Below are 26028 nucleotides of genomic sequence, written 5' to 3'. Positions count from 1 at the left end.
TTAAAATTAAAAAAAAATATCTAAATCACTTCATTTTAAGCAATTAGTTTTGGTAAATTTTCATTAAACCATTTATACTTATTTATTATCATTATGTGCGTGCCTCCTTTAATGGTTATACAGTTTTTAAGCTTAGAAAACGGAAACACCATATCGTTATCACCATGTATATGTATGACATTTTCTAAAGGTTGATCTTGCTCCCAACATACTACTTGTTCTATTGCCCAATCTAAATAGGTTCTATCACTTACAGACAAGTATTTTTTATATAATTCTATACGCTTAGTTATTGTTTTTCCGTAAGCATATTTTGCTAATAAATCTATATTACTTAATAATCTAGTTGGCAAAAATTTATACGCTTTAGTCATTTTTAACAACCGCATTCTTTTAGGCAATTCGTGCTTAGTTTTTACACTAGAGACAATAATTAATTTTCTTAAAGGGATATGTTTACTCATTTCTTGAACTAAAATCCCACCAAAAGATACGCCTAGCAGCACAGGGTTGTCATGTTTTATATCTTGACACATCCGTTTAGCGTAGTTTGACAGTGTCTCTTTTTTTAAAGGTAACTTCCATTCTAGCCAGTAAATTTTATAGTGGTCTTCTGGTAATTTTATATGCTCAAAAATTGAAGGATTAGCTGCCATTCCTGGCATTAAATAAACTGGTATTACTTCCTGATTCATAAGGTTTTAACACAATACAAGCGTATTGCTATTAGAATTTTTAGTACATTTGTAGGGTAAAGCTATAAAATAGTTTGGTACTATTTTTGAAACTCCCTTAATAATTAATAAAACTTTATATTATGATTGATGCAGCTGAGTTAGTTGACAATGATTTTTTACGTCAATTTGAACTTAAAATTGATAATCATTTTGCTAAGATTGAATACTCTTTACAAGAACGTAAAATTTTTCTAACTAAATTAATTGTTCCAGAGGAACTTAATAATGATGATTTTGTTACAGATTTTTTAAAAACTGTTTTTGAAAATATTGAAGAACGTAATTTAAGTGTTGTCCCTACAAGTCCTGAAATTGCAAAATTTATTAGACGAAATAGACAATACAAAAAATTATTACCAGTTGGAGTTAGAATCTAACAATAAATAAATAACCGAAGCTACTGTTTCGGTTTTTTTATGCAGAATATTGTTTTAAAAATTCGAATCTTACCAAACCATCGTCATCAATTTTTGTTAACTCTACTTCATACAAAGTATTGACTAATTCTGGATTCCAAGGTGCTTTAACTTTAACGTAATTACCTGTAAATCCGTGTATGTAACCTTCCTTATTTTCAGATTCAAATAACACTTTTCTAGTGGTTCCTATTTGACTCTCATAAAAAGCACGACGTTTTTTTGCACTTAAACCACGTAACATTTTACTGCGTTTAGAACGTATGTTTTTAGGCACTACTCCATCTAAATTTGCTGCTATAGTATTTGCTCTTTCAGAATAGGTAAACACATGTAGATAACTAATATCTAAGTCGTTTAAAAAGTTATAGGTTTCTAAAAAATGCTCTTCGGTTTCTCCAGGAAAGCCTACAATAACATCTACACCTATACAAGCATGAGGCATCACTTGTTTTATTTTTTTTACGCGATCTACATACAATTCGCGCATGTAACGACGACGCATTGCTTTTAAAACAGTATTGCTTCCGCTTTGAAGTGGAATATGAAAATGAGGTACAAACGTATCACTAGTAGCAACAAACTCAATCGTTTCATTTTTAAGCAAATTAGGCTCTATTGAAGATATTCTCAAACGTTCTATACCATCAACATCATCTAAAGCTTGTACCAATTCATAAAACGTATGTTCGTGTTTTTTGTTGCCAAATTCGCCTTTTCCATAGTCACCTATATTAACACCAGTAAGGACAATTTCTTTAATGTTTTGTTCAGATATTTCTTTGGCATTTTTTAAAACATTATTTAAAGTATCGCTTCTAGAAATACCTCTAGCTAAAGGTATAGTACAGTAGGTACATTTATAATCACAACCGTCTTGAACTTTTAAAAAAGCTCTGGTACGATCACCAATAGAATAACTACCTACGTAAAAGTCTGCTTCTTCAATCTCGCAAGAGTGGATTTCTCCTAAATCGTTTTTAGATAAATCATTTAAGTAATCTGTTATTTTAAATTTTTCGGTAGCACCTAATACCAAATCCACACCATGTACATCTGCTAATTCTTGTGGCTTTAATTGTGCATAACATCCAACCGCAACTATAAAAGCTTCAGGATTAGATTTTTGCGCCTGCTTAACTATGGTTTTAAAACGCTTATCTGCATTTTCTGTTACAGAACAAGTATTAATAACATATATATCTGCTGCATCATTAAAATCTACACGGTCAAAACCTTCGTCTTTAAACGATCGTGCAATGGTTGATGTTTCAGAAAAATTAAGTTTACAACCTAAAGTATAAAAGCCTACTTTCTTTTTGGTATTCAATTTAAATAACTTTAATGCTAAGCAAGATTGTTTATATTTACCTAGTCTAATTACAAATTTGCGAATGCAAAATTACACATTTTTTTTAAGCCCTAAAAGGTGTTTTAAAGCTTTAACCATTACCACAACTAATGATTTTTTTTAACAGAACCATATTTACTATTTTAAATTTATGTGTTTTAGTTACACTATTTATTTCTTGTAATAACACAGCTAAAAGTAATAGAGACCATCTTGTTTTTAGATATAACGAGCATAAAAACATAGGTTCTTTAGATCCTGCTTTTGCTAAAGATAATGCAGACATTTGGGCAGTAAACCAGTTGTTTAACGGTTTAGTACAAATGGATGACAGTTTACAAGTTAAACCCAGTATAGCTAAAGATTGGACAGTTTCTAATGATGGATTATCCTATATTTTTGTGTTGAGAGACGATGTGTTTTTTCATAAACACAAATTATTTAAAAAAGACTCTACTAGACAAGTTACAGCTTTTGATTTTGAATATAGTTTTAATCGCGTTTTAGACCCTAAAATAGCCTCTTCTGGACGTTGGGTATTTAATAAGGTAGACAGCTTTAAAGCTGTACACGACAGTGTTTTTAGTATAAAACTAAAACAGCCTTTTCCAGCCTTTTTAGGACTTTTAACCATGAAATATTGCAGTGTGGTCCCTAAAGAAATAACTGAATATTATGGAAGTGATTTTAGATCTAATCCCATAGGGACTGGTCCATTTATTTTTAAACGTTGGGAGGAAAACATAAAATTAGTTTTTAGAAAAAACAATAATTATTTTGAAACTGATAAAACTGGCAAAAAACTACCCTATCTAGAAGCAGTTTCCATCACTTTTTTACCAGATAAACAAAGTGAATTTATGCAATTTATTCAAGGAAACCTTGATTTTTTAAACAGTTTGGACGCGTCTTATCAAGATGAAATTATTACGACAAAAGGTGAATTAAGGGATAAATACACCTCTACAGTAGATTTAATAAGAAGTCCTTATCTAAATACAGAATACTTGGCATTTTTTATGGAGTCTGAATTAGATGAAATCCAATCTAAGTTAATCCGTGAGGCTGTTAATTATGGATTTGACAGACAAAAAATGATGACGTATTTACGCAACGGGATAGGTATTCCTGCAACTGGAGGTTTTATTCCAATGGGACTACCTGGACATCAATCTAACATAGGTTACAATTATCAACCAGAAAAAGCGAAGCAGCTAATTGCAGAATACAAAGCTATATCTGGCAATGCAAATCCTGAAATTACCATTACCACAACTAGCAATTATCTTAATTTTTGCGAGTACATACAACGCGAACTGACTAAAACAGGTTTAAAAGTTAATGTAGATGTTATACCTGCTTCTACTTTAAAAGAAGGAAAAGCTAACGGAAAATTAGACTTATTTAGAGCCAGCTGGGTGGCAGATTATCCGGACGCACAAAATTATTTATCGTTATTTTATTCTGAAAATTTTGCGCCAAACGGTCCTAATTACACCCATTTTTCTAATGTACAATTTGATGATTGGTACAAACAATCTTTTTTAGAAACCGATATTAAAAATAGAATTAACTTATATAAAAAAATGGATAGTTTAGTATTGAAAAAAGCTCCTATCGTTCCTTTATATTATGATGAAGTAATTAGATTTTCTCAAAAAAATATTATGGGATTAGGCAGTAACCCAATAAACATGTTAGAACTAAAACATGTCAGAAAAAACAATTAAAGTTTAGTAAAGTTATCTTCTTTTATGTTTCTGGTATACTTTTCTTCTTTAATTAAACCCAACACAACAAAATACTGAAACAAGCCATAAAATAACATAATAGTTATTTTATGATAAGCAATATCAGGATTATAAAAAGAATGCAAAACACCTATAGTATCCGATACAACTTTAAAAAACATAGCAACTAACACTAAATAAAAACTCATTTTATTAACCGAATCCTTTCTTAAATATGCAAATAAAGCCATTAGCATAGCTGAAAACAAATAGGCAAGAGTTGGTAAAAAGAAGTCCCCTAAATTATCATAAACATAAAGTGTAACAATTACCATATAGGTAAATAACACTACAAAAAAGGGTAATAATCTTCCAATGTTAAAATCGTTTTGATGAGAAAATCTTTTAGTATACATTAATTTACCAATTATAAAAAACACAATTCCAAGCTTAAAAAACAAAGGTGTTTCGTACATCAATAAAAAAATATCACCAATCCAAAATGACAATAAACCTAAAACAAAATATTTGTTACTAGAATCTTTCTCTTTTTTATTGTAATTAAAAATCAAAAACAATATTATTATTACCAAAGACTTGGTAACATACCTTAATGGTAATTGATAATCACTTAATTTAATATAAATATCTATTGCTAATACTAAAAAAAATAATAGCGATGCATATAGTTTATTTTTAAAAAAAGTAAGCATTTAATATAGATCTAATTTGATTTGTTGTTACTTTAAAGCAAGTATAATATAGCGTTATATTAGTTATTAGTTGTTATAATTTCTTGGCGCTTTTTTCTGTGGCTTCATTTAAAATTCCTAACACAATTAAATATTGAGATAAGCCATAAAAAAGCATTACTGTTATCTTGTTGTATGCTATATCTGTATTATAAAATATTTTAAGTATGTTAATGCTATCTGCTATCATAGATATAAATACGCCAATAATTACCAACCAAAAGCTTTTAGGGTTAACCTCGTTTTTTCTTAAATAAGCAAATTGCATTAGCATCATTACCACAAACAAATACAATAAAAGTGGTATAAATAAATCGCCTAAATTATTATAAACTATATACATAATAATACTCATATACAAAAAGCAAAATAGAAGGAATGGTACTAACTTAACAATATTAAAATCTTTATTATTTAAAAAACGAATTGAATAAAACACCTTTGCGATGATAAACAAAACTGAAGCTACAATAAAATGCAGGGTATGACCATAATTACCTGTAATAAACAGGATATCTCCAAGAATAAAACAACATAACGCAGCAATTACTAATTGCTTTTTAATAGTATTACTCTGGTGAGTGTTTACCACGTAAAAAATTAACAAGCTTAAACTAAGCATTGTTTTAGAGAAATATCTGTAAGAAAATAAATGCTCGTTATTTTTAAAATAAGAATCTAAAAGATAGAGCAATAAATAAAATACAGAAAAATATAAAGTATTTTTAAATAGTAATTTCATATTGGCGTTAGGGAAAACCAATATAAAACTTTTTTAAATAAAATGTAATAGATTTTTGACAAAAATTTTATTTATCTCACTGATTTTCAGCAACAAACTTATTCTTTCCTGTACTTTTTAGTGTCTTCAAAAACCTGTGTTAATATAGCTTCATCTTGAGCTGTAAACTCAACATTCCGTCTTGCCATAACCACTTTAGCCACTTCAAAAGCTTTTGAAGTTAGATAAGTAGTAAAACCTGAAGCGCCTCCCCAACTATAGCTTGGCACAAAGTTTCTTGGAAATCCACTTCCAAAAATATTGGCATTAACGCCTATAACTGTACCTGTGTTAAACATGGTATTAATCCCACATTTACTGTGGTCTCCCATAATTAATCCACAAAATTGTAACCCAGTTTTTGCAAAACGTCCCGTTTGGTAATCCCAAAGTTTGACTTCAACATAATTATTTTTAAGGTTAGAATTATTAGTGTCTGCACCCAAATTACACCATTCGCCTAGCACAGAGTTTCCTAAAAATCCATCATGACCTTTGTTAGAATAGCCAAATATTACGGAATTATTTACCTCTCCTCCTACTTTGCTATGTGGTCCAACAGTTGTTGGTCCGTAAATTTTTGCGCCTAATTTTAAGGTTGCATGATCACATAATGCCAATGGACCTCTAACCAAGCTACCTTCCATAATTTCGGCATGCTTACCAATATAAATTGGTCCAGAACTAGCATTAAGTGTTGTATATTCTAGTTTTGCACCTTCTTCTATAAAAATATTTTCTGGTGCTATAATATTATTACTTGTTGGTATTGGTTGAGACGTTCTACCCTCTGTTAACAAATCAAAATCTTGCTGGATAGCGTCTCCATTTTTAGAAAAAATGTCCCAAGTGTGTTCTATCTTAATAATGTCGTTATCAAACTCTATAGCTTCAAAAGTAGAAAAATCAATATCTTCTTGTGCTTCAGTGGTATAAAAAGCAATAACATCTTCACCGCAAAATATAGCTTGGTTTGCTTCTAAGCCTTTTACTAGTTCTACCAACTCATTATTTGGTAAATAAGACGCATTTAGCATGATGTTTTCTTCCATTTCTACCATTGGAAATTTATCTGACAGATAATCTTCCGTAACCGTAGTGGTAGTAGTTTGCAGATAATGCTCCCACTTTTCTCTTATGGTTAAAATACCTACTCTAATATCTGCTACAGGTCTGGTGTAGGTAAATGGTAGTAATTGGTTACGTACTGGACCATCAAATAAAATATAATTCATTTTAAAACTATTTAAAATAATAAGGTTAAGTGCTCTGTAATCAAAAGTAACTTAATTAACATAAACAAAAAAGCCTTTCATAAAAATGAAAGGCTTTTAAAATATGATTAACGCTAAAATTATTTTTTGAATTTTGCGTACTTGTTTTTGAATTTATCAATACGTCCTGCAGTATCAATTAATTTAGACTTACCTGTGTAAAACGGGTGAGACGTTCTAGAAATCTCCATCTTAATTAATGGATACTCAACACCATCTACTTCTAAAGTTTCACTGGTTGCTGCTGTAGATTTTGTTAAAAATACGTCATCGTTTGACATATCTTTAAATGCTACAATTCTATAATTTTCTGGATGTATATCTTTTTTCATCGCTAAATGCTTTATTGTCTTTACTAAATTCGAGGTGCAAATTTAAGTATTTTTTACAAACCAACAACTTATTTATTAAAAAATTTTATTCATTCAAAATGTAACGTTTTATTGTATTTTTATACTAATTTATTATAAACTAACTAAAAACTAAAAATTATGGACAAAACAGTCAAATCCATTGCAACTAATTACGGACTTTATCTTGGGATACTACTAGCTAGTGTAACTGTATTAGCTTACGCGTTGAATCTAGAAATATTAACTAAATGGTGGATAGGTATTTCTCTATTTTTAGTCATCATTACATTTGGAATCATCTCTATTACTCAATCAAAATCTGCTTTAGAAGGCTTTATTAGTTTTAAAGATGCTTTCACCTCTTATTTTATTACAGTTTTAATTGGTATTTTAATTAGTTCTGTGGTTAGTGTAATTATTTTCAATTTTATAGACCCAGAAGCTGCATTAACACTAAAAGAAAAAATTATTGAAGCTTCTGTAGAAATGATGAGAAGCTTTAATGCACCAGAGGACGATATTGCTGAAGCTGTTATAAAAATGGAAGAAGCACCTAGCCAATTTGCTATTGGAAGCTTAGTACAATCTTTATTTATTCAATTAGTAATTTATAGCGTGATTGGTCTTATAGCATCATTAATAATGAAAAAAACCAACGAAGACATTTAATAGTTTTATATTTGAAATATATTTTCAAGTTAAATTATGAATATATCAGTAGTCATACCACTACTTAACGAAGAAGAATCACTAACAGAATTACACCATTGGATTGCAAATGTCTTGCAATCCAATGGTTTTTCTTATGAAATACTTTTTATTGACGATGGTAGCACAGATAACTCTTGGCAAATCATACAATCGCTTCAAGACAAAGACTCCAACGTTAAAGGCATCCGATTTTTAAAAAACTTTGGTAAATCTCAAGCACTTCATGCTGGTTTTGCACAAGCAAAAGGCGATGTTATTATTACAATGGATGCCGATTTACAAGACAATCCAGAAGAAATCCCAGAACTGTACAACATGATTACCAAACAACATTTTGATTTGGTATCGGGTTGGAAAAAGAAACGTTTTGATAATAAATTGACTAAAAATTTACCTTCAAAATTATTTAATTGGGCTGCGCGTAAAACCTCTGGCGTAAAACTAAACGACTTTAATTGCGGACTTAAAGCCTACCACAAAAACGTGGTTAAAAACATTGATGTTAACGGAGAAATGCACAGATACATTCCTGTGCTAGCTAAAAACGCTGGGTTTTCTAACATTGGCGAAAAAGTGGTCCAACATCAAGCTAGAAAATATGGTGTTACTAAATTTGGTATGGATCGCTTTATCAATGGGTTTTTAGACTTAATAACCATTTGGTTTTTGTCTAGATTTGGTAAACGACCAATGCATCTATTTGGCGCATTAGGTGTTATTATGTTTGGAATGGGATTTGTTTTTTCGCTGTATTTAGGAATTGACAAACTATTTTTTAATCCAGATAGCAGATTAATTACCCAAAGACCACAATTTTACTTAGCATTAGCCACCATGATTTTAGGCTCTCAGTTTTTTGTTGCTGGCTTTTTAGGCGAAATCATTTTACGTCAAAGAACAGATAAAAAGCGATATTTAATTAAAGAATCGCTAAATTTAGAAGACTAAAATCAAATTTACTATTTGTTTATTACTAACATTTTTGCAATTGCTTACTTTTGCTATTAAATAGCGTTAATATGAGATATATAGAACCTGAGCTTTTAAAACGAGTAAACACCTGGTTAACTCCTGCTTTTGATAAAGATACACAAGACCAAATAAAGCATTTAATTGCTTTAGAGCCTACAGAACTTAAAGAAAGTTTTTATAAAGATTTAGAGTTTGGAACTGGCGGAATGCGAGGCGTTATGGGTATTGGCACCAATCGTATTAATAAATATACATTGGGTAAAAACACACAAGGTATTAGCAATTATATGCATCAAACCTTTCCTGGAAAAGACCTAAAAGTTGTTATTGCTTATGACTGTAGACACAACAGTAAAAGCCTTGCAAAAGTTGTTGCAGATGTATTTTCTGCCAATACTATTAAAGTGTATTTGTTTGAAGACTTACGCCCTACTCCAGAGCTGTCTTTTGCTTTAAAATATCTGGATTGTCACTGCGGAATTGTATTAACCGCATCACACAACCCTCCAGAATATAATGGTTACAAAGTGTATTGGCAAGATGGTGGACAATTGGTACCACCACAAGATTCAGAAATTATTGACGTAATAAATGCATTAGATTATGCCGAAATAAAGTTTGAAGCTAATCCTAAATTAATTCAATACATAGGACAAGAAGTAGATGATGTGTTTATTGATGCATCAGTAAAAAACGGAAGCTTTGACACCTCAAAAGATGCCAAAGACAATCTAAACATTGTGTTTACCTCATTACATGGTACCTCAATAACAACCATACCAGAAACTTTTAAGCGCGCAGGCTATAACAATGTCCACATTGTTGAAGAACAGCGTGAACCTAATGGTGATTTCCCTACTGTACAATCGCCTAACCCAGAAGAACCTGAAGCACTAAAGATGGCTTTAGATTTAGCCGAAAAAGTTAATGGTGACATCGTAATTGGTACAGATCCAGATAGTGATCGTGTTGGTATTGCTGTAAGAGGATTAAATAACGAAATGTTGTTGTTAAACGGAAATCAAACCATGGTTATGATGACCGATTTTTTACTAAAACAATGGAAAAACAACAATAAACTTAACGATAATCAATTTATAGCTAGTACCATTGTTTCTACTCCGATGATGCAAGCGGTTGCTGATGCATACCAAGTAGAATATAAAATTGGACTAACAGGCTTTAAATGGATTGCTAAAATGATTAAAGACTACCCAAACCAAGAATTTATTGGTGGTGGTGAAGAAAGTTTTGGGTATATGGTTGGCGATTTTGTTCGCGATAAAGATGCAGTGACTTCTGCCTTATTAGCTTGCGAGATTGCAGCGCAAGCCAAAGCTAATGGTAGTTCGTTTTATAAAGAATTGATTCAACTTTATGTTGATAATGGTTTTTACAAAGAACGATTAATATCGATGACTAAAAAAGGTATTGAAGGCGCTCAAGAAATTAAACAAATGATGATTGATGCTAGAGAAAACCCTTTAAAAGAAGTATGTGGATCTAAAGTAATTAGAATTGAAGACTATCAATTATCTGAAGCTAAAAACGTTATTGAAGGTACAACTACTTCTATAGACATACCTAAATCTAACGTATTAATTTACTATACAGAAGACGGAAGCAAAATAGCGTTAAGACCTAGTGGTACAGAACCTAAAATTAAATTCTACATTAGTGTCAATACCACATTAGACAATGTGTCAGCATTTAAAGCTACGGAACAAAAATTGGAAAACAAGATTGACGCTATCATTAAAGATATGCAACTAGATTAGATGAAAAAAATAATAAATCAGCTTTTACCATTTATTAAAAAGTTTAAAAAGCACGTTTTTTTTAATGTGCTTTTTAATTTATTATATGCACTATTTAGCGCATTAGCATTTGTATCGTTAATTCCAATGCTAAATGTTTTATTTGATAAAACAACAGTTGTTACAGAAGCTCCTGTGTGGAAAGGCATATCAGATATTAAAAACTACGGAGAACAATTACTAAATTATAAAGTAAGCAGTTATCTTCAAGAAGGTAATGCGCAAATGGCATTAGTTATAGTAATTGCACTGGTAATAATTACTTTTTTACTTAAAAACCTATTTGGTTATTTATCTATGCAACATTTAATGTACCTTAAAAATGGTATTTTAAATGACCTTAGAAAAGACATGTACCAAAAAATTATAAATCTACCTTTAAGTTTCTATTCCAAAAGACAAAAAGGAGATGTTATGGCTAGAATTTTAGGTGATATTAACGAAATGCAAAACTCTTTTTTTATTGCTTTAGAGTTGGTTATTAGAGAACCTGCAACCATCATATTTTCGTTAATTTTCATGTTCACCTTTAGCTGGAAACTCACTTTATTTGTGTTATTTTTTATTCCTATAGCTGGATTTTTAATTTCTAGAATTGGAAAAAGTTTAAAAAGCAACTCGTTAAAAGCGCAACAAGAATCTGGTAAATTAATTTCAATAGTCGAAGAATCTTTAACAGGTCTAAAAATTGTTAAAGGCTATAATGCAGAACATACGTTTACTTCAAATTTTAAAAATTCGGCAGACAAAATTCTTAAATTAAGTAATAAAATTGGTCTAAAAAACAACCTTGCAGGACCAGTCAGTGAGGTATTAGGTATTGCAACTATTGCTGTTTTGTTATGGTATGGAGGACAATTAGTTTTAATAGAAAATGTTATAAAAGGCACAGACTTTTTAGCGTTTATGGGATTAGCTTACGCTATTTTAACACCTGCTAAAGCCATTAGTAAAGCCTCTTACAGAGTTAAAAATGGGATTGCTGCAGCAGATCGTGTTTTTGAAATTTTACATGAAGAAGACCACTTAGCAGACGTACCTAACGCTACAGTATTAGACGGATTTAACAAAGAAGTATCTGTAGAAAATATTTCATTTAAATATGATGACGATTATGTGCTTAAAAACTTTAGTTTAAAAGTACCAAAAGGTAAAACCGTTGCACTTGTTGGACAATCAGGTAGCGGAAAAAGTACCATTGCTAATCTAGTAACAAGGTTTTACGACATTAACCAAGGTAGTATAAAAGTAGACGGAGTTGATATTAAACAAGTCACTAAAAAATCATTAAGGCATTTAATGGGATTAGTAACACAAGACTCCATTTTATTTAATGATACCATTAAAAACAATGTTTTAATTGGTGATCAAACTGCAACCGATGATCAAATTATTGACGCTTTAAAAATTGCTAATGCTTGGGAATTTGTTAGTCAATTACCTAACGGTATTGAAACTAATGTTGGTGATGCAGGTAACAATTTTTCTGGTGGACAAAAACAACGTTTAAGTATTGCTAGAGCTGTATTAAAAAATCCTCCAATCATGATTTTGGATGAGGCTACCTCTGCATTAGATACCGAAAGCGAGCGTTTAGTGCAAGTTGCATTAGAGAACATGATGAAAAACCGTACTTCTATTGTAATAGCACACAGACTTTCTACCATACAAAATGCAGATGAAATTATTGTCATGCAAAAAGGACAAATAGTAGAACAAGGCACACATACAGAGCTTCTCAATAAAAATGGGATGTATAAAAAACTAGTTGAGATGCAAAGTTTTGAATAATAATTCTAAACAAATTAAAATAAAAAAGGATAAGCAGCTGCTTATCCTTTTTTTAGTTAATAGTTAGATTTGGGGCTAACTAAATAAGTAAGTTTTACAATGTAAACTTATAATAAAAAAACATACAAAACAAGAAAAAAATACACTTTATCGTATTAATTTACATTTAAACGATAATTTTGAGTATAATCAACTGATTTTCAGAAATCTAAAAAAGCATTAATTTATATTAAACTTTTCTGCTAAATTAGTGTCTAATATAAATATGTCAGAAAAAGAGACCAAACTAGTCAAGCAGTTACAATCGGACACCAATAAAAATGCTGCTTTTAAAACTTTAATTTCGCTTTATAAAGAGCGGTTATATTGGCATATAAGACATATTGTTAAGTCTCATGACGATGCAGATGACGTTTTACAAAACACGTTTATTAAAGTGTTTAAAAATATAGATAAGTTTAAAGGAGATAGTAAATTATACTCATGGTTGTACAGAATAGCTACTAACGAGTCTTTATCGTTTTTAAAGAAGAACACTAAACTTAAAAACATAAAAAGTGAAGACACACTAGATGTATTGATTAACAATTTACAGTCTGATGTGTATTTTGAAGGTGACGCCATTCAATTAAAATTACAACAAGCAATTGCTACGCTTCCAGAAAAGCAACAATTAGTGTTTAACATGAAATATTTTCAAGAATTAAAATATAGCGAATTATCAGAGATTTTAGAAACTAGTGAAGGAGCTTTAAAAGCATCATACCACTTGGCAGCAAAAAAAATAGAAGCCTACTTAAAAGACCATTAAACTTTTTAAGATTATTTTAGTCTTAGTATTATAATGAAAAAAGAAAACTTAAATACAATTAAAACTTCTGGTTTTAAAGTTCCTAAAGATTACTTTAAAGGAATGGAAGACCGTATTTTGGAAAAAGCACAATTAGATGCTTTACCAAAAACTAGTGGCTTTACTGCACCTGAAGGGTATTTTGATACTGTAGAGCGTTCAGTTTTACAACAAATACAAAAACCCGAACCTAAAATTATATCTATATTTAGTAAAAAAGTTTGGGTATCTGTAACCAGTATTGCAGCAACTATTGTACTGTTATTTAGCTTAAATGTATTTAACCCAACTCCCTCTTTAGCAAAATTAAATAACGATACAGTAGAAAATTACATTATAGACGAAATAGAAATACACGACCTTAATCTATTAATTGAAGACTCAGAACTCTCTCAAACAGATTTTATAGATGACAATTTAATAGATGTAGAAGATTATATTGATGATATTGATTTAAACGATTTATATCAAGAATAAACACAAGACCATGAAAAAACATATTATAACATTACTAATCCTATTGATTTCTTTTGGTGCAGTTGCCCAAAATGACAAACAAAGAGAAAAGCTTAAAGCTTTAAAAGTAGCTCATATTACAGAGCAATTAGATTTAACTAAAAAAGAAGCACAAGCGTTTTGGCCAATTTACAATGCGCATGAAGAAAAGATTAATACCCTTAGAAAGGAGTCTTTTGACAAAAGAAAAGAAATAAATGTTGATGAATTATCTGAAAGTGAAGCAAAAAAAATGTTGCTTAACATGCTAAACATTGAAAAACAAAAGCAAGAGCTTGAAAATAAATATGTAAACGATTTATTAGCAGTATTACCAGCAACAAAAATTATAAGTTTATTTAAAGCAGAACGCTCTTTTAAACGAAAAATGATAGAAGAGTTTAGACAAAGACGTAACCATTCTAAAAAAGAATAACAAAAAGGAAGCTAAATAGCTTCCTTTTTTTATTTAAAGGTTAATTTACTTATCCTTCCATTTCCTGCAGCATAAGCTACGCTATCGTTCAAAAATCTTAGTGTATAAAAGCCTTCATCACTTAAATGCTTCCAGGTATTACCAGCATCACTACTGTAATCTATCCCTTTAAAGCCAATTGCCACTAATTGTTGTGCATTGCTATTAGGCACATATTGCACACAACTTCTGTAACCTGGTCCTACTCCATCAGACACTACAGTCCATGTTTTACCACCGTCCAAGGTTTTAATTTTATTTTTAATATTAGCATCTGCTTTGGTATAATCGCCACCTATTGCAAAACCATTTAACGCATCATAAAAATCGATACTATACATACCTGTAGTTTCTAAACCCTGTACGATTGGTGTGTCATACACTGTCCATGTATTTCCTTTATCTGGAGAATACAAAATACGACTAGCCTTTCCTCCTGTAGCTACCCAAGTGTGATCTCCAACTATAGCAATATTAGTATCGCTTGCTGCAAAAGCAGCTTCGCCTTCTTTAGCTTTTGGTAATACGTCACAGGATAATTTATTCCAAGTGTTTCCGCCGTCTCTAGTAATAATCACACTCATACAATCGTCTGTTGGATCGCCAATAGCAATACCTTCTTGGTCGTTCCAAAATTCCATTGAATCGTAGAAGGCTTTTGGGTGGTTTTCTTGGTAAACGATTGGCCAATCGTAGCTTTCAGATACTTTAATTAATATAGCTGGAGAACCTATTCCTAATGCGTATGTACTTTTTCTTGTTTTTGCTATGGATCTAAAATTTGGAATCGAATCTTTTTTAAAATGTATAGTATGAAAAATTCTAGCCACTAATTCTTCTTTGTGGTTCAAATTCATGTCAAGATACCTTTCTTTAAAGATACTTCCTAAATTACCATTAGAAGAAGCAAAAATTCCAACTCCTTCTTTATCAATTTCCAAAGCTCTTACATTTAAAGTAGAATCTTGCAAAAGGGTTTGAAAGTGTACCTCAGAAAATGTTTTAAGTTTTAATTGTTCTTTCTTTTCACAAGAAAAGAAAATTGTTACTAGTAAAAGAAATATAATGGAATGTTTCATCGGTTTCAAATTTTTATAAAAGTAAAAAAGCTTCACCATTATAGCGAAGCCTTTATTAAATAAAAATCAACCAAAATTTTTATTCTTCTTTTTTTAATGCATAAATATCCACTATTAATTGCGCTATTGACGCTCTGTTTAATCCATTATAGATACCACGAATATGTTTGTTTTTGTCTATCAACAAGAAGTTTTCGGTATGTAGAAAATCGTCAATACTTTTTACTTCTCCTAAATCGCTTTCTACAAAATAATGATCTCTTCCAAGATTATAAATTTCATTTCTGTTACCTGTTACTAAATGCCACTTATTATCAATAACATTATTATTATTAGCATAAGCTTTTAAAACAGAGACTGAATCTGTACTTGGCATTACAGAATGTGATAATAATAAGATGTCTTTGTCATTCTTAAATTCTTCCTGAATTTTTGCCATATTTCCAGTCATTTTAGGGCAAATACCAGGACAAGTTGTAAAAAAGAAATCTGTAATATAAATTTTATCTTTAAATGTTTGTTGTGTTACAACCTCACCTAATTGATTTGTTAACGCAAAATCCGGAATTTTATGAAACTGTTTTTCTTCTTCAGTATTTGGTGTTAACCAATGCGGTGTAAAAGAGTCATCGTTATAATACGGTAAATAGTCAACCCTACTATTTTCAACAACTGTAATATTTTCTTTTTTTACCTCCTTCTTACAACTTACTAAAACTAGTAGTACTAGGACACCTAAGTATTTCATAATATTATTTTTTTCTAACAACAACTTCATCTTCTAATCTAACACACGAGTTTGCTCTGCTAAGTCCAAAAATACGTCCATTTTTAGCTTCATAATTAACGTATATTTTACCGTTTGCAAGCCAAGCTTTTTGAAAACCCTCCTCTTTTCCATTTACAAAATGCCTTAATTTATTTAATTGCCCATTTGAAAACCATTTTCTTTCTTCACCTTGCTTAACACCGTTTTTATAGTAGGTTTCACCAGCCAAAACACCATTTTCCCACCAAGTTTTATAAATACTATCTAACCTATTATTTTTATAATAATATTCTGATTGAAGTATTTTATTGTTTGTCCAACGTCTAGCAACCCCTTCTCTTTTACCATTAAAAAAACCCCATTTTTCTTTTAAAACGCCATTTGGATAATAGCTTAAAGAATAACCATTGTACGGTTTATCCTTATAATACCAGATACCCTTATTTCCATTAAGAACCAATTCTTCCTTCAAAACTTCTACACTATCAATAACCATAGATTGTTCTTCAAGAATAACAGAACTAGTATTTTTACTAGTTGAAGTTTCTTTACAACCTAATATTGAAAATATAATAAGTGTTATTAATAGAATTGATTTCATAGTTAAAATTTTAGTATCCCTGAAATGGACCAGCAAATAAAACATATGCTGGTGCATATGCATAATTACCTGCAGGATACACGTCATTAATAATATGATAATGATACTCTTCTACTCCATTAGTAAACTGTGTTGTAGTTGTATGACCACCTGAAGCATCAAGGTCTGTTGGATGAGTTCCTGTAGAACTACATTGTCTTCCGTAAATAAAGACACCATCAAGTAAAATACCCACTAAACTGTCGTCATCACTAGAAATTGGTGTAGGCTCTAAATGGTAGTGATACACACCTGGACCTTTATGTGCTCCTGCCCAATCTAAGCTTTGAGCTGCTTGATCTAAATCTCCCATACCTTCTTGATCATTAAATATAGAGGCACCACTAACAGCTATTCCAATAGTATTTAATTGTGTTGCAACAGTTGCACCTGTTAAATTAGGAGTTGCATCAACTGTAAAGCTTGCAGCTTCACCTTGTCCACCACCAATGTAAGTGTTTTGAGTTGTTTTTGTAACTCCAGGTTCATCTATATACAATGCATGACTTGGCTCCCAATAAATTGAGGTATGGTCAGGAAACCCAGTTGTTTCAATATAATATTCAGTACCATCATCTGATAAAATAACGGTGACTGCATCTGGATTAAACTCTGTAAACGCTGCGTGAAGTTCTGTTACTGCAACATCATCATTGTTGTTATTACTTGTAGTATTTGAAGTATCATCATTACTACAAGATAATATGATACATGCAAAAATTGTAATGTAGGTAAAGGGTTTAAAATAAATTTTCATGGATTTTAGTGTTTTATTATTATATGATATTTAGATGCAAACAATTGTTTTATAGGACTTTAAAGATAAATTAACATTTATACTCTTTAGTCTCTCTCTCTTCTTTTATTTTTTTTTGGCTTGTCCAGATTTTTAGCATAAAACGCCTTTAATTCTTCCAAATCAAGTTCGTTATCGTTATTAGTATCAATTTCGCTAAAATTCTCTGATAATTCTTTTTTATTTTTTGCAGCAACTTCAAGTTTATTTAAAGTCCCATCGTCATTATCGTCTAGCTCTTTTATTATTTTTTTAGCTGAAATCTTTTTAGGTTTTCTGTCATTTAAAGAAGCTTTAAGTTCTTCTAAATCTATAACCTCATCATCATTAGTATCTATCTCATCAAAGTCTTCTGCAATTTTACCTCTTTGATCTTTTGAAGCTTCGTCCTTATCAATAACTTTATCGTTATTAGTGTCTAATTTTTCTAGAATTTTAGACGCATCTGGCTTTCCGCCACGTTGTCCTCCTTGCTGACCTTGACCTCTTCCTCCACCTTGACCACCTCCAGGAGGTCCTTGTGCGTATAAGCTAAAAGTTAGTAATATAATTATTAAGGTTAAAGCGGATTTTAATTTTTTGTTTTTCATCTGTATTGTGTTTGTTATTTAGATGCAGTACTACAAAAAAACTTGCTGTCTATTCATTAAGTTTTTATGTAATTATAATTAACTCCCTAACTCGTTATTTAATTTTACAACTATTGTCTGCGTTTTTTCTTTTAAACTTTTGGCGATTACTAATTGATTTTCTGTTTGTAAAAGTCTATCGACTATAGCGTTTTGGTAATCTCTACTATTGAGTAACTCCATATAATTAGATGGTTTTAAAACACTTTGAACACGTTTAAATTCTAAATCTCTAACAGAAAGAATATCAATTAAAGACACGTGCTTTTCAATGACTGGTTGCAATTTATTGATAACTATATTTTTAATTTTGGCCTCCTGACTTTCAAAACTATCTAACTCATTTGGATACGATGCTATAAGATCTTTTAATAATACATTTTCTATAAATTCAAATTTGTTTGTACTGTTAACCGAGTTTATTGCTCCATTATGCAATTGGATTGGTTTATAATTAACGTTTACAATGCCTTCTTTAATTTTATCGCTTAATTGATCTGGCTTCAAACCAATACTTTTAATTGTTGTTCTTATGATTTTTAAGTTGTTTGTATAATTAGCAATTGAAGAATCTAAAACTATTGCGTTAGCATCTAATTCTTCTAATAACGTTTGATATATTTTAAGTTCTACAATTTTATTTTTTCTAATCTCATTTAAACTGTTAATCTTCCAAGCGATTAATATACCAATCACAATTAATATAATTTCGCCAAAAGCGTATAGTAAATAACTTTTAGTTTTACCTGAAACAATTAATGTTCTTCTAATTTTTCTGAATATTTTCATGATATTAAACGATTAATTTAAAAAAGAAAAAAGCCTCGAAATCGCTTACGAAGCCTTTAACTACTACTAACCAATCAAAAACTGTTTTAAATTCTTTTCTTTTTTAATTTAAATAATCACTTACTGCTGTAGCGCGAGATTGTACATGCGCATTTAACTCGTTAATTGCAGTTTGAAACTCTGAACTGTTATTTAAAAAACTATAACCTGCAACTTCTGATGTTGCGTAAGGTTGTACTAAAGCTGAATATGAAGCATACAATGACTGAATTGTACTAACATTAAACGCGCCATCTACTAATTCTTGAACATAAGTGTCATATTGTGTTTTATAAACCGAATCTTGATACATATATCCTATTAAAGGCCATTCTGAAGCATTTAATCCTGAAAAATCTAATGGAAGTGAACCTCCTTGTTTTCCTAGTTGTAAAGCTTCGTTATTATCCCAAGGGATCCAAGTTAATTTACTATTGTCTGGATTATTGTATAAAAAATAATTATGTGTCATACGCCCATATGTATCCCAGTTTTGAATAACCGTATTTACAGCCAAGTATTTTAAAAATACTTCTGTGTCTAAAGTGGCGTCTAAATTTGTTCTCCAAGTGGCTGGATCTGATGTTCTTGTGCCATCATTAATAATGGCTAATAAATTAGAAACATCACTAAAATCTGCCTCATCTTCATTGGTTTTTTTTACATACTCATCCTCGTCATAAGTACCTGCTGCAAAACTTGCTGCATCACCATCTGGCTTGTATAAATTACCATTATCGTCAGAGAATTGTGTATCTATAACAGTATCATCTACCTCTTCTACCATAGTATATAATCCAAAATATTGTGGTCCATCTCCATGATCTACGTAAACAGTATAAAAAGCAGTATGAGAAGCTGCTAACCCAGCATTTCTAAACACATCTGTTGCTACTTTTTCGCGTAACATAGATTTATCATCATAATTATTTTTAAGACTTAATTTTTTAAAGCCATAAAAACGTTGGTTGTTGATTTGTGGGTAATCATCTTCAAACTCATCAAAGTCTAATTTGAATGATAATTTTAAAATCCCATTTTGCCAGCTAGTTTGTAGGCTAGAGTTTCCTTTAAAACGCACACCAACTCTATACCATTCTATGCCATTATAAAAAACTTCTGCAGGCACAAAAATTGGGTTTTCATCAGTTTCTACAAGCCCTCCTCCTGGACCACCTCCTCCTGGACCACCACCAGAACCAGCTCCAAATGCTCCGTAAAGATTAGTCATATCATCTAACATATTTTGCCAACGTCCTTCTGTGATAACAATATCTAATCGTTTTACTGCATTGTCCTGAAAAACTTCAGTAAAATTTGGATCAACATCTTTGGTGTGGGTTGCTGTAGTCCAGTCTGTTGCTTCAAAATCTGTATCATCTATTACAACTACAACTTCCTCTTCTTCTTCTTCAGTAGTAATTGAAGTATCATCACTACTGCAACTATTAATTGTTACTACAGTTAAGGTAAATATTAATGTTGCCATTAATAATTTTAGATTTTTGTTTAATCTTTTCATCCTTTATTGGTTTTTAGATTTTATTAATTGAAAACTATTTAATTACGTTCTCTTCTTTTAGGTTTAGGTGCTTTTTTAAATTCTTTTTCTGAGATAAATCCATCCTCATCTGTATCAATTTTATCAAAATCTTCTTTTAATGGACCTTTAATTTCATCTACAGACAATTTACCATCTTCATTTTTATCCATTTCTTTTAATAGTTGACTAAATGTTGGTGGTTTTTTTTCTTGTCTGTTTTGAGATTGTCCAAAAGAATTATTTGAAATCAATACTATTATCCCCAAGGTTAAGATTGTCAATTTTATTGTGCCACTTTTCATCTTTAATTTTTTTAGTTATGTAGTTTTAGATGACCTTTTATTTAAAAACTTGTGCAGCGCTTTGTTAAATAAAACACAAAAAAAAGACCTTCTTAAAATTAGATTGTCTTTTTAAATAGCCTAATTAAACTAATATTTTTAATCCCGCTTAGGTGGATTTTTTGGAACTGAATTGTCAAATCGTCTTGCTTTTTTTATAATATCGCTAAAACGTTCTTTTTGTTTATCGTTACACAACAAGTAAATACCTCTTAGTCTGCTAAACATTTCCTTTTCTTTTAACCCTTTTTTGTTTGTAATTGAAGTAATTAAACTGTCAACAGTAGCTTTATTAATTTGAGAAGCTGTTATTTTTTCAAACAAGGCATCTTTATCATTTTTAATATCATCATTAATACCTTTCATAACATTATGGTGCTTATCTTCAAGAGTGTTAAATTCTTGCATTTGTGCCTTATTTAAATGTAACTCCTTTGCTATAAAATTTCCAGATTCCTTTGGTCCTTGATGTTGTGGTCTTACCAAGTAATTATATAAGAAAAACCCGTTTACAACAATTAAAACAAAGATTAATAGGTATAGAATTGTATTCTTTTTCATAATTATAGATTTAATATAGATGAATTAGTTTCAGTTGTTAATCCATATTCTGAAGCGAAACTTGAAATAGATGCGTTATAACTAGAATTTTTAATTTGTGCTATAGCATATACATTAATTGCTAATACACAAACTAACATAGCTAATTGCAATTGTGGTGTAAACCAACTAAATAATGACTTAGACTCTACCACTTCTTTTTCTGCAAATAAGCGTTGCATGGTTTTATCTTTAAAAAACGGTGACACATTTACAGGTTGTAGTTGTTCCAAACTGTGTAATGTATGGTCTACTCTTTCATGTATGTTTTTATTTGTTTCCATTTGTATTTGTAATTCATAATTTTAGATGCATAAATCTTAAAAAACTTGCGTCTTAATTATGGTTGTTATAAAATTCGAATAATATAGATTGTAAATTTTTTTTAGCTCTAAATAACAAAGACTCGATAGAACCAATACTTTTATTAGTTATTTCACTTATCTCTTTATAGCTTTTATCATCTATTTTGTTTAATGTAAATACTAGTTGCTGTGCTTCGGGTAATTTATTAATCGCTAAAAATAAAGTTTCGCTAGTTTCCTTTTGTTCAAGCATTAAACCAGGATGATTAATCTCTGTAAAATAGCTAGCTTTATCTAATGTGTAATCACTTCCTGTTAGCGATTGTAAAAAAGCAAAACGCTTTTTTGCATTCCTCTTTCTTATAAATTCTAGACATTTGTTGGTTGTAATTCTGTAAATCCAAGTGGACAGTTTAGAATCGCCTTTAAATTTATGAATTGAGTTAAACACTTCAACAAACACCTCTTGTGCTATATCTTCTGCATCTTCTTTATTTGGCACAAAGGATAAGCAAGTCCCAAACACTTTTTGCTGAAAATCGTCTAGTAACCTGCTATAAGAAGCTCTAGTTTGATTTTTAAGTTGTTCTATAAATTCCGTTTCAGTCAAAAAGAATAAAATTTTGGTCTAAGGTATTGAGATGCACAAATTAGAAAAAACTTGCGCTAAAACTTTATTTAATCTGAAAAAATAAGTTATTCATCTTATTAATAAAAAACAACATAATTTCCTTTAAAATAACGTACCTTTGCACGTTTTTAAACAGAAAAAAATGCGCTTACACAGAAACTTATGCTTTGCAACCGTAGATGGTTTGTTACTTATTTTTAACGAAGGTTATTATGCAGACAAAGTCGTACAACAATTATTAAAACGAGACAAACGTTGGGGAAGTCGTGACAGAGGTTTTGTTGCCGAAACCACTTATGACATTGTACGTTGGAAACGTCTTTATGCCGAAATTGCTGAAGTAAAAGAACCATTTAGCAGAGATGATATTTGGCGTATGTTTGCTGTTTGGGCAACATTAAAAGGCATTACTCTACCAGATTGGAAATATTTTGAAAACACACCAACTAGAAAAATTAAAGGTCGTTTTGACGAATTGTCTAAGGTTAGAAAAATAAAAGAATCTTTTCCAGATTGGATGGATGAACTAGCTGCAAAAGAACTAGGCGATGCAGTTTGGGACAAAGAAGCTACAGCTTTAAACCAACAAGCAGATGTGATTTTAAGAGTAAATACCCTTAAAACCACTAAAGAAAAACTAAAAGCAGATTTATTTGATTTAGATATAGAGACTGAAGACATCAAAGGATATCCTGATGCGCTTAAATTAAAAGAACGTGCCAATGTATTTACTACGGAAGCTTTCCAGAATGGACATTTTGAAGTCCAAGATGCTTCCTCTCAATTGGTAGCAGAATATCTAGATGTAGAACCAGGAATGCGTGTAATAGATACTTGTGCTGGAGCTGGAGGTAAAACTTTGCATTTAGCATCTATAATGCAAAATAAAGGTCAGATTATTGCTTTAGACATTTATGCTAACAAGTTAAAAGAATTAAAGCGTCGTGCTAAACGTAATGGTGCACACAATATAGAACCACGACATATAGAATCGACCAAAGTCATTAAAAAATTATACGACAAAGCAGATCGAGTATTAATAGACGCACCATGTTCTGGATTAGGAGTGTTACGTAGAAACCCAGATGCTAAATGGAAAATGCAACCAGAATTTATAGATAGGATTAAAAACACGCAAGCCGAAATTTTAAGCACCTATTCTAGAATGGTAAAATCCGGTGGTAAACTGGTCTATGCGACTTGCTCTATCTTACCCTCTGAAAACCAAGAACAAGTCGAAAAGTTTTTAGCTTCAGAACACGGAAAAGACTTCTCTTTAGTAAAAGATAATAAGATTTTGTCACATGAAACGGGTTATGATGGTTTCTATATGGCATTATTAGAAAAGAAGTAGTTTTACGTATTTCATCCTCAAAATTCGTATTTTGTCGTTAAAAAGTTTAATTTTACACGTTTATTATATAAAAAAAATGTTGCATTATATTATTGCAACTACGTTATAACAACCCAAATTAAATTATGAAACATATTTACTTTCTAATTACTGTATTAATTTCAACGTTTGCTTTAGCGCAAGTGCCTGCTAACTACTACAGTAGTGCTACTGGAACAGAGTACACACTTAAAACACAATTAAAAGCCATTATAGATGACACTAATGATGGACTATCTCCAGAATACACCTCTACAGACCCAGGATATGGTGCACTTTATAATACTTATTTAACTTCTGATGTTGATTTATATTATGAAAACAATGGGTCAATGTTAGATATGTACACCGAGAACCCAATAGGGGCAGATATTCATGAATATTTCTACGATTCAGATCCAAGCCAACAAGATATGGGAACTGGCGGAACAGCAGAAGGTCAGTTTTACAATAGAGAACACATTATTCCACAATCTACATTTGGAAGTGCTTCACCTATGCGCTCTGACGCACATTTTGTGGTACCAACAGATAAATATATTAATGGTCAACGTGGTAGTTTTCCTTTTGGGGTTGTAGCTACTCCTAGTCCAGAACCCTACTCTAATGGGTCTAAAAGAGGGTCTAGTGCAGTAACTGGATATTCAGGTACTGTTTTTGAGCCTATAGACGAATTTAAAGGAGATATAGCAAGAATGCACTTTTACTTTGCCACACGTTATGAAAGTACAGTAGCAAGTTATAATTATGACATGTTTAACAATACTAGTGATCAAGTATTTACTGATGCTTTTTTAAATTTATTACTAACATGGCATAACAACGATCCTGTATCCCAAAGAGAAATAGACAGAAACAACGCCATATTTGCAATACAAAATAATAGAAATCCGTTTATAGATCACCCAGAATATGTAAATGCAATTTGGAATCCATCTGCAGATTCGCAACCACCTTCAATTCCAACAAATTTAGTTGCCTCTAACCCTACTGCAACTACAGTAGACTTAGCTTGGACAGCATCTACAGATAATATTGCAGTAACTGCTTATGATGTTTATATTGGTGGCGCCTTTTATGTGTCAACAAATTCTAACGCTACCACATTTACTGTCTCTGGGCTTACACCAGAAACTACATATAATTTTACAATTTTAGCAAAAGATGCAGCTGGTAATATGTCTTCACTAAGTACATCTGCTTCAGAAACCACATTAGCAGGAAGTTCAAGTAGTAGCGATTTATTTCTTTCAGAATATATGGAAGGCTCTAGTAACAACAAAGCTTTAGAGATTGCAAACTTCACAGGAGCAGATATTACAGATTTAACTATTTATGAGTTAAGAATTAGTTCTAATGGTAACGCAAATTGGATTGAAACTTATAATTTCCCAAATGGTGCATCAATTACCAACAATGAGGTTTATGTTATTGGACATGGTAGTTTAGCAGTTTGTACAGGAGCTGTTGATAATTCTAATAGCACCATTACAGGATTTAATGGTAATGACGCTATTGGACTATTTAAAAACGGAACTCTTATTGACATTTTAGGAACTTTAGGAGATAATTCTACTTATGCTCAGAATACAACTTTGGTCAGAAAATCTACTGTAGCTGGAGGAAATACAGTATTTGATTTAAATGAGTGGGACTCTTATTCTACAGATACATGTAATGATTTAGGACAACACACTCAATCAACTTTAAGTACTAATGAGGTAAGTTTAAACGAATTTAAAATTTATCCAAACCCTATTAAAGGAAATTTATTAACTATTGAAAACACTCAAAACACACGTTTTGAAATTTATAATATATTAGGAAAGAAAATCCTAACTGGAACTATAACACCTAATAACAATAAAGTAAGTGTATCTTCACTTAGTAATGGTGTTTACATTTTAAAATTGAATAACAATAACGGTTCAATAACTAAAAAACTAATTAAAGAATAAATCATTATTCT

28 protein-coding genes are annotated in these 26028 nt (G+C 30.8%); 11 read left to right on the top strand and 17 right to left on the bottom strand.

Annotated features, from left to right (window positions below; all coding sequences use genetic code 11):
* Nucleotides 1-35 precede the first annotated feature (35 nt).
* A complete protein-coding gene (locus LY08_RS03345; RefSeq protein WP_111659027.1) occupies nt 36-695 on the bottom strand; it encodes an alpha/beta hydrolase family protein in 660 nt (219 codons plus the stop codon).
* A gap of 122 nt (nt 696-817) precedes the next feature.
* Here LY08_RS03345 and LY08_RS03340 point away from each other — a divergent pair, with 122 nt between their 5' ends.
* Nucleotides 818-1114 (top strand): GNAT family N-acetyltransferase, encoded by a 297-nt coding sequence (locus LY08_RS03340; protein WP_211305915.1) that lies wholly within the window; start codon nt 818-820, stop codon nt 1112-1114.
* A 37-nt stretch (nt 1115-1151) separates the two neighbouring features.
* On the opposite strand, the gene mtaB is transcribed toward LY08_RS03340, so the two are convergent.
* Entirely contained in the window at nt 1152-2483 is a 1332-nt protein-coding gene (gene mtaB / locus LY08_RS03335) for a tRNA (N(6)-L-threonylcarbamoyladenosine(37)-C(2))-methylthiotransferase MtaB (RefSeq protein WP_111659026.1), read from the bottom strand.
* Between the two features lie 131 nt (nt 2484-2614).
* Between mtaB and LY08_RS03330 the strand changes: the two genes are divergently transcribed.
* Nucleotides 2615-4234, top strand: coding sequence for an ABC transporter substrate-binding protein (locus tag LY08_RS03330; protein WP_111659025.1), 1620 nt, complete (start codon nt 2615-2617; stop codon nt 4232-4234).
* On the opposite strand, the gene LY08_RS03325 is transcribed toward LY08_RS03330, so the two are convergent.
* The 4 genes from LY08_RS03325 to LY08_RS03310 all read right to left on the bottom strand — a co-directional run bounded on the left by LY08_RS03325 (nt 4231) and on the right by LY08_RS03310 (nt 7373).
* Nucleotides 4231-4947, bottom strand: coding sequence for a lysoplasmalogenase (locus LY08_RS03325; RefSeq protein ID WP_111659024.1), 717 nt, complete (start codon nt 4945-4947; stop codon nt 4231-4233). The two genes, LY08_RS03330 and LY08_RS03325, sit on opposite strands and share 4 nt — an antisense overlap.
* A 73-nt stretch (nt 4948-5020) precedes the next feature.
* Nucleotides 5021-5728, bottom strand: coding sequence for a lysoplasmalogenase (locus LY08_RS03320; RefSeq protein WP_111659023.1), 708 nt, complete (start codon nt 5726-5728; stop codon nt 5021-5023).
* A gap of 98 nt (nt 5729-5826) precedes the next feature.
* Nucleotides 5827-7002, bottom strand: a complete 1176-nt coding sequence (locus LY08_RS03315; RefSeq protein WP_111659022.1) for a GlmU family protein — start codon at nt 7000-7002, stop codon at nt 5827-5829.
* A 119-nt stretch (nt 7003-7121) separates the two neighbouring features.
* Complete coding sequence (locus tag LY08_RS03310) at nt 7122-7373, bottom strand: type B 50S ribosomal protein L31 (protein WP_111659021.1); 252 nt, start codon at nt 7371-7373, stop codon at nt 7122-7124.
* Nucleotides 7374-7532: 159 nt separating this feature from the next.
* Here LY08_RS03310 and LY08_RS03305 point away from each other — a divergent pair, with 159 nt between their 5' ends.
* The 7 genes from LY08_RS03305 (at nt 7533) to LY08_RS03275 (ending at nt 14466) form a co-directional block, all read left to right on the top strand.
* Nucleotides 7533-8063, top strand: coding sequence for a DUF4199 domain-containing protein (locus tag LY08_RS03305; RefSeq protein WP_111659020.1), 531 nt, complete (start codon nt 7533-7535; stop codon nt 8061-8063).
* Nucleotides 8064-8099: 36 nt separating this feature from the next.
* Complete coding sequence (locus LY08_RS03300; RefSeq protein WP_111659019.1) at nt 8100-9053, top strand: glycosyltransferase family 2 protein; 954 nt, start codon at nt 8100-8102, stop codon at nt 9051-9053.
* A 71-nt stretch (nt 9054-9124) separates the two neighbouring features.
* On the top strand, nt 9125-10855 hold the full coding sequence (locus LY08_RS03295; RefSeq protein WP_111659018.1) for a phospho-sugar mutase: 1731 nt from the start codon (nt 9125-9127) through the stop codon (nt 10853-10855).
* Nucleotides 10856-12685, top strand: coding sequence for an ABC transporter ATP-binding protein (locus LY08_RS03290; RefSeq protein WP_111659017.1), 1830 nt, complete (start codon nt 10856-10858; stop codon nt 12683-12685). It abuts the gene before it with no gap.
* Between the two features lie 265 nt (nt 12686-12950).
* On the top strand, nt 12951-13496 hold the full coding sequence (locus LY08_RS03285) for an RNA polymerase sigma factor (protein WP_111659016.1): 546 nt from the start codon (nt 12951-12953) through the stop codon (nt 13494-13496).
* Nucleotides 13497-13529: 33 nt separating this feature from the next.
* Nucleotides 13530-14012, top strand: coding sequence for a hypothetical protein (locus tag LY08_RS03280; protein WP_111659015.1), 483 nt, complete (start codon nt 13530-13532; stop codon nt 14010-14012).
* A gap of 10 nt (nt 14013-14022) precedes the next feature.
* Nucleotides 14023-14466, top strand: a complete 444-nt coding sequence (locus tag LY08_RS03275) for a sensor of ECF-type sigma factor (protein ID WP_111659014.1) — start codon at nt 14023-14025, stop codon at nt 14464-14466.
* A gap of 29 nt (nt 14467-14495) precedes the next feature.
* On the opposite strand, the gene LY08_RS03270 is transcribed toward LY08_RS03275, so the two are convergent.
* The 11 genes from LY08_RS03270 to LY08_RS03220 form a co-directional block, all read right to left on the bottom strand.
* Nucleotides 14496-15584: a WD40/YVTN/BNR-like repeat-containing protein gene (locus LY08_RS03270; protein WP_111659013.1), complete on the bottom strand. Its 1089-nt coding sequence runs from the start codon at nt 15582-15584 to the stop codon at nt 14496-14498.
* Nucleotides 15585-15663: 79 nt separating this feature from the next.
* Nucleotides 15664-16332: an SCO family protein gene (locus tag LY08_RS03265; protein ID WP_245907542.1), complete on the bottom strand. Its 669-nt coding sequence runs from the start codon at nt 16330-16332 to the stop codon at nt 15664-15666.
* Nucleotides 16333-16336: 4 nt separating this feature from the next.
* Nucleotides 16337-16954, bottom strand: a complete 618-nt coding sequence (locus LY08_RS03260; protein ID WP_111659011.1) for a toxin-antitoxin system YwqK family antitoxin — start codon at nt 16952-16954, stop codon at nt 16337-16339.
* Between the two features lie 10 nt (nt 16955-16964).
* A complete protein-coding gene (locus LY08_RS03255) occupies nt 16965-17750 on the bottom strand; it encodes a YHYH protein (protein ID WP_111659010.1) in 786 nt (261 codons plus the stop codon).
* An 86-nt stretch (nt 17751-17836) separates the two neighbouring features.
* Nucleotides 17837-18379 (bottom strand): EF-hand domain-containing protein, encoded by a 543-nt coding sequence (locus LY08_RS03250; protein WP_111659009.1) that lies wholly within the window; start codon nt 18377-18379, stop codon nt 17837-17839.
* Between the two features lie 78 nt (nt 18380-18457).
* A complete protein-coding gene (locus LY08_RS03245) occupies nt 18458-19207 on the bottom strand; it encodes a hypothetical protein (protein WP_111659008.1) in 750 nt (249 codons plus the stop codon).
* A 103-nt stretch (nt 19208-19310) separates the two neighbouring features.
* Nucleotides 19311-20768, bottom strand: a complete 1458-nt coding sequence (locus tag LY08_RS03240; protein ID WP_170120597.1) for a CotH kinase family protein — start codon at nt 20766-20768, stop codon at nt 19311-19313.
* A 38-nt stretch (nt 20769-20806) separates the two neighbouring features.
* On the bottom strand, nt 20807-21091 hold the full coding sequence (locus tag LY08_RS03235; RefSeq protein WP_111659007.1) for an EF-hand domain-containing protein: 285 nt from the start codon (nt 21089-21091) through the stop codon (nt 20807-20809).
* A gap of 138 nt (nt 21092-21229) precedes the next feature.
* On the bottom strand, nt 21230-21691 hold the full coding sequence (locus LY08_RS03230; protein ID WP_111659006.1) for a Spy/CpxP family protein refolding chaperone: 462 nt from the start codon (nt 21689-21691) through the stop codon (nt 21230-21232).
* A gap of 2 nt (nt 21692-21693) precedes the next feature.
* Entirely contained in the window at nt 21694-22014 is a 321-nt protein-coding gene (locus tag LY08_RS03225) for a hypothetical protein (RefSeq protein WP_111659005.1), read from the bottom strand.
* Nucleotides 22015-22066: 52 nt separating this feature from the next.
* The gene (locus LY08_RS03220; protein ID WP_111659004.1) at nt 22067-22645 is read right to left on the bottom strand and encodes an RNA polymerase sigma factor; all 579 of its coding nucleotides are present in this window, start codon (nt 22643-22645) and stop codon (nt 22067-22069) included.
* 163 nt (nt 22646-22808) lie between these two features.
* On the opposite strand from LY08_RS03220, the gene LY08_RS03215 reads away from it, so the two are divergent.
* The gene (locus LY08_RS03215) at nt 22809-24020 is read left to right on the top strand and encodes an RsmB/NOP family class I SAM-dependent RNA methyltransferase (protein ID WP_111659003.1); all 1212 of its coding nucleotides are present in this window, start codon (nt 22809-22811) and stop codon (nt 24018-24020) included.
* Between the two features lie 125 nt (nt 24021-24145).
* Nucleotides 24146-26017, top strand: coding sequence for an endonuclease (locus LY08_RS03210; protein WP_111659002.1), 1872 nt, complete (start codon nt 24146-24148; stop codon nt 26015-26017).
* The last annotated feature ends 11 nt before the right edge of the window (nt 26018-26028 follow it).

This window comes from Olleya aquimaris, from assembly GCF_003259525.1.
Classification (GTDB): Bacteria; Bacteroidota; Bacteroidia; order Flavobacteriales; family Flavobacteriaceae; genus Olleya; species Olleya aquimaris.
The sequence above is the reverse complement of the archived record's forward strand: the minus strand, read 5'-3'. Positions and strand labels throughout refer to the sequence as shown.

Coding starts and splice junctions, on each gene's coding strand:
- LY08_RS03345 (WP_111659027.1), bottom strand. CDS start 695: ATGAATCAGGAAGTAATACCAGTTTATTTAATGCCAGGAATGGCAGCT.
- LY08_RS03340 (WP_211305915.1), top strand. CDS start 818: ATGATTGATGCAGCTGAGTTAGTTGACAATGATTTTTTACGTCAATTT.
- LY08_RS03330 (WP_111659025.1), top strand. CDS start 2,615: ATGATTTTTTTTAACAGAACCATATTTACTATTTTAAATTTATGTGTT.
- LY08_RS03325 (WP_111659024.1), bottom strand. CDS start 4,947: ATGCTTACTTTTTTTAAAAATAAACTATATGCATCGCTATTATTTTTT.
- LY08_RS03320 (WP_111659023.1), bottom strand. CDS start 5,728: ATGAAATTACTATTTAAAAATACTTTATATTTTTCTGTATTTTATTTA.
- LY08_RS03315 (WP_111659022.1), bottom strand. CDS start 7,002: ATGAATTATATTTTATTTGATGGTCCAGTACGTAACCAATTACTACCA.
- LY08_RS03310 (WP_111659021.1), bottom strand. CDS start 7,373: ATGAAAAAAGATATACATCCAGAAAATTATAGAATTGTAGCATTTAAA.
- LY08_RS03305 (WP_111659020.1), top strand. CDS start 7,533: ATGGACAAAACAGTCAAATCCATTGCAACTAATTACGGACTTTATCTT.
- LY08_RS03300 (WP_111659019.1), top strand. CDS start 8,100: ATGAATATATCAGTAGTCATACCACTACTTAACGAAGAAGAATCACTA.
- LY08_RS03295 (WP_111659018.1), top strand. CDS start 9,125: ATGAGATATATAGAACCTGAGCTTTTAAAACGAGTAAACACCTGGTTA.
- LY08_RS03290 (WP_111659017.1), top strand. CDS start 10,856: ATGAAAAAAATAATAAATCAGCTTTTACCATTTATTAAAAAGTTTAAA.
- LY08_RS03285 (WP_111659016.1), top strand. CDS start 12,951: ATGTCAGAAAAAGAGACCAAACTAGTCAAGCAGTTACAATCGGACACC.
- LY08_RS03280 (WP_111659015.1), top strand. CDS start 13,530: ATGAAAAAAGAAAACTTAAATACAATTAAAACTTCTGGTTTTAAAGTT.
- LY08_RS03275 (WP_111659014.1), top strand. CDS start 14,023: ATGAAAAAACATATTATAACATTACTAATCCTATTGATTTCTTTTGGT.
- LY08_RS03270 (WP_111659013.1), bottom strand. CDS start 15,584: ATGAAACATTCCATTATATTTCTTTTACTAGTAACAATTTTCTTTTCT.
- LY08_RS03265 (WP_245907542.1), bottom strand. CDS start 16,332: ATGAAATACTTAGGTGTCCTAGTACTACTAGTTTTAGTAAGTTGTAAG.
- LY08_RS03260 (WP_111659011.1), bottom strand. CDS start 16,954: ATGAAATCAATTCTATTAATAACACTTATTATATTTTCAATATTAGGT.
- LY08_RS03255 (WP_111659010.1), bottom strand. CDS start 17,750: ATGAAAATTTATTTTAAACCCTTTACCTACATTACAATTTTTGCATGT.
- LY08_RS03250 (WP_111659009.1), bottom strand. CDS start 18,379: ATGAAAAACAAAAAATTAAAATCCGCTTTAACCTTAATAATTATATTA.
- LY08_RS03245 (WP_111659008.1), bottom strand. CDS start 19,207: ATGAAAATATTCAGAAAAATTAGAAGAACATTAATTGTTTCAGGTAAA.
- LY08_RS03240 (WP_170120597.1), bottom strand. CDS start 20,768: ATGAAAAGATTAAACAAAAATCTAAAATTATTAATGGCAACATTAATA.
- LY08_RS03235 (WP_111659007.1), bottom strand. CDS start 21,091: ATGAAAAGTGGCACAATAAAATTGACAATCTTAACCTTGGGGATAATA.
- LY08_RS03230 (WP_111659006.1), bottom strand. CDS start 21,691: ATGAAAAAGAATACAATTCTATACCTATTAATCTTTGTTTTAATTGTT.
- LY08_RS03225 (WP_111659005.1), bottom strand. CDS start 22,014: ATGGAAACAAATAAAAACATACATGAAAGAGTAGACCATACATTACAC.
- LY08_RS03215 (WP_111659003.1), top strand. CDS start 22,809: ATGCGCTTACACAGAAACTTATGCTTTGCAACCGTAGATGGTTTGTTA.
- LY08_RS03210 (WP_111659002.1), top strand. CDS start 24,146: ATGAAACATATTTACTTTCTAATTACTGTATTAATTTCAACGTTTGCT.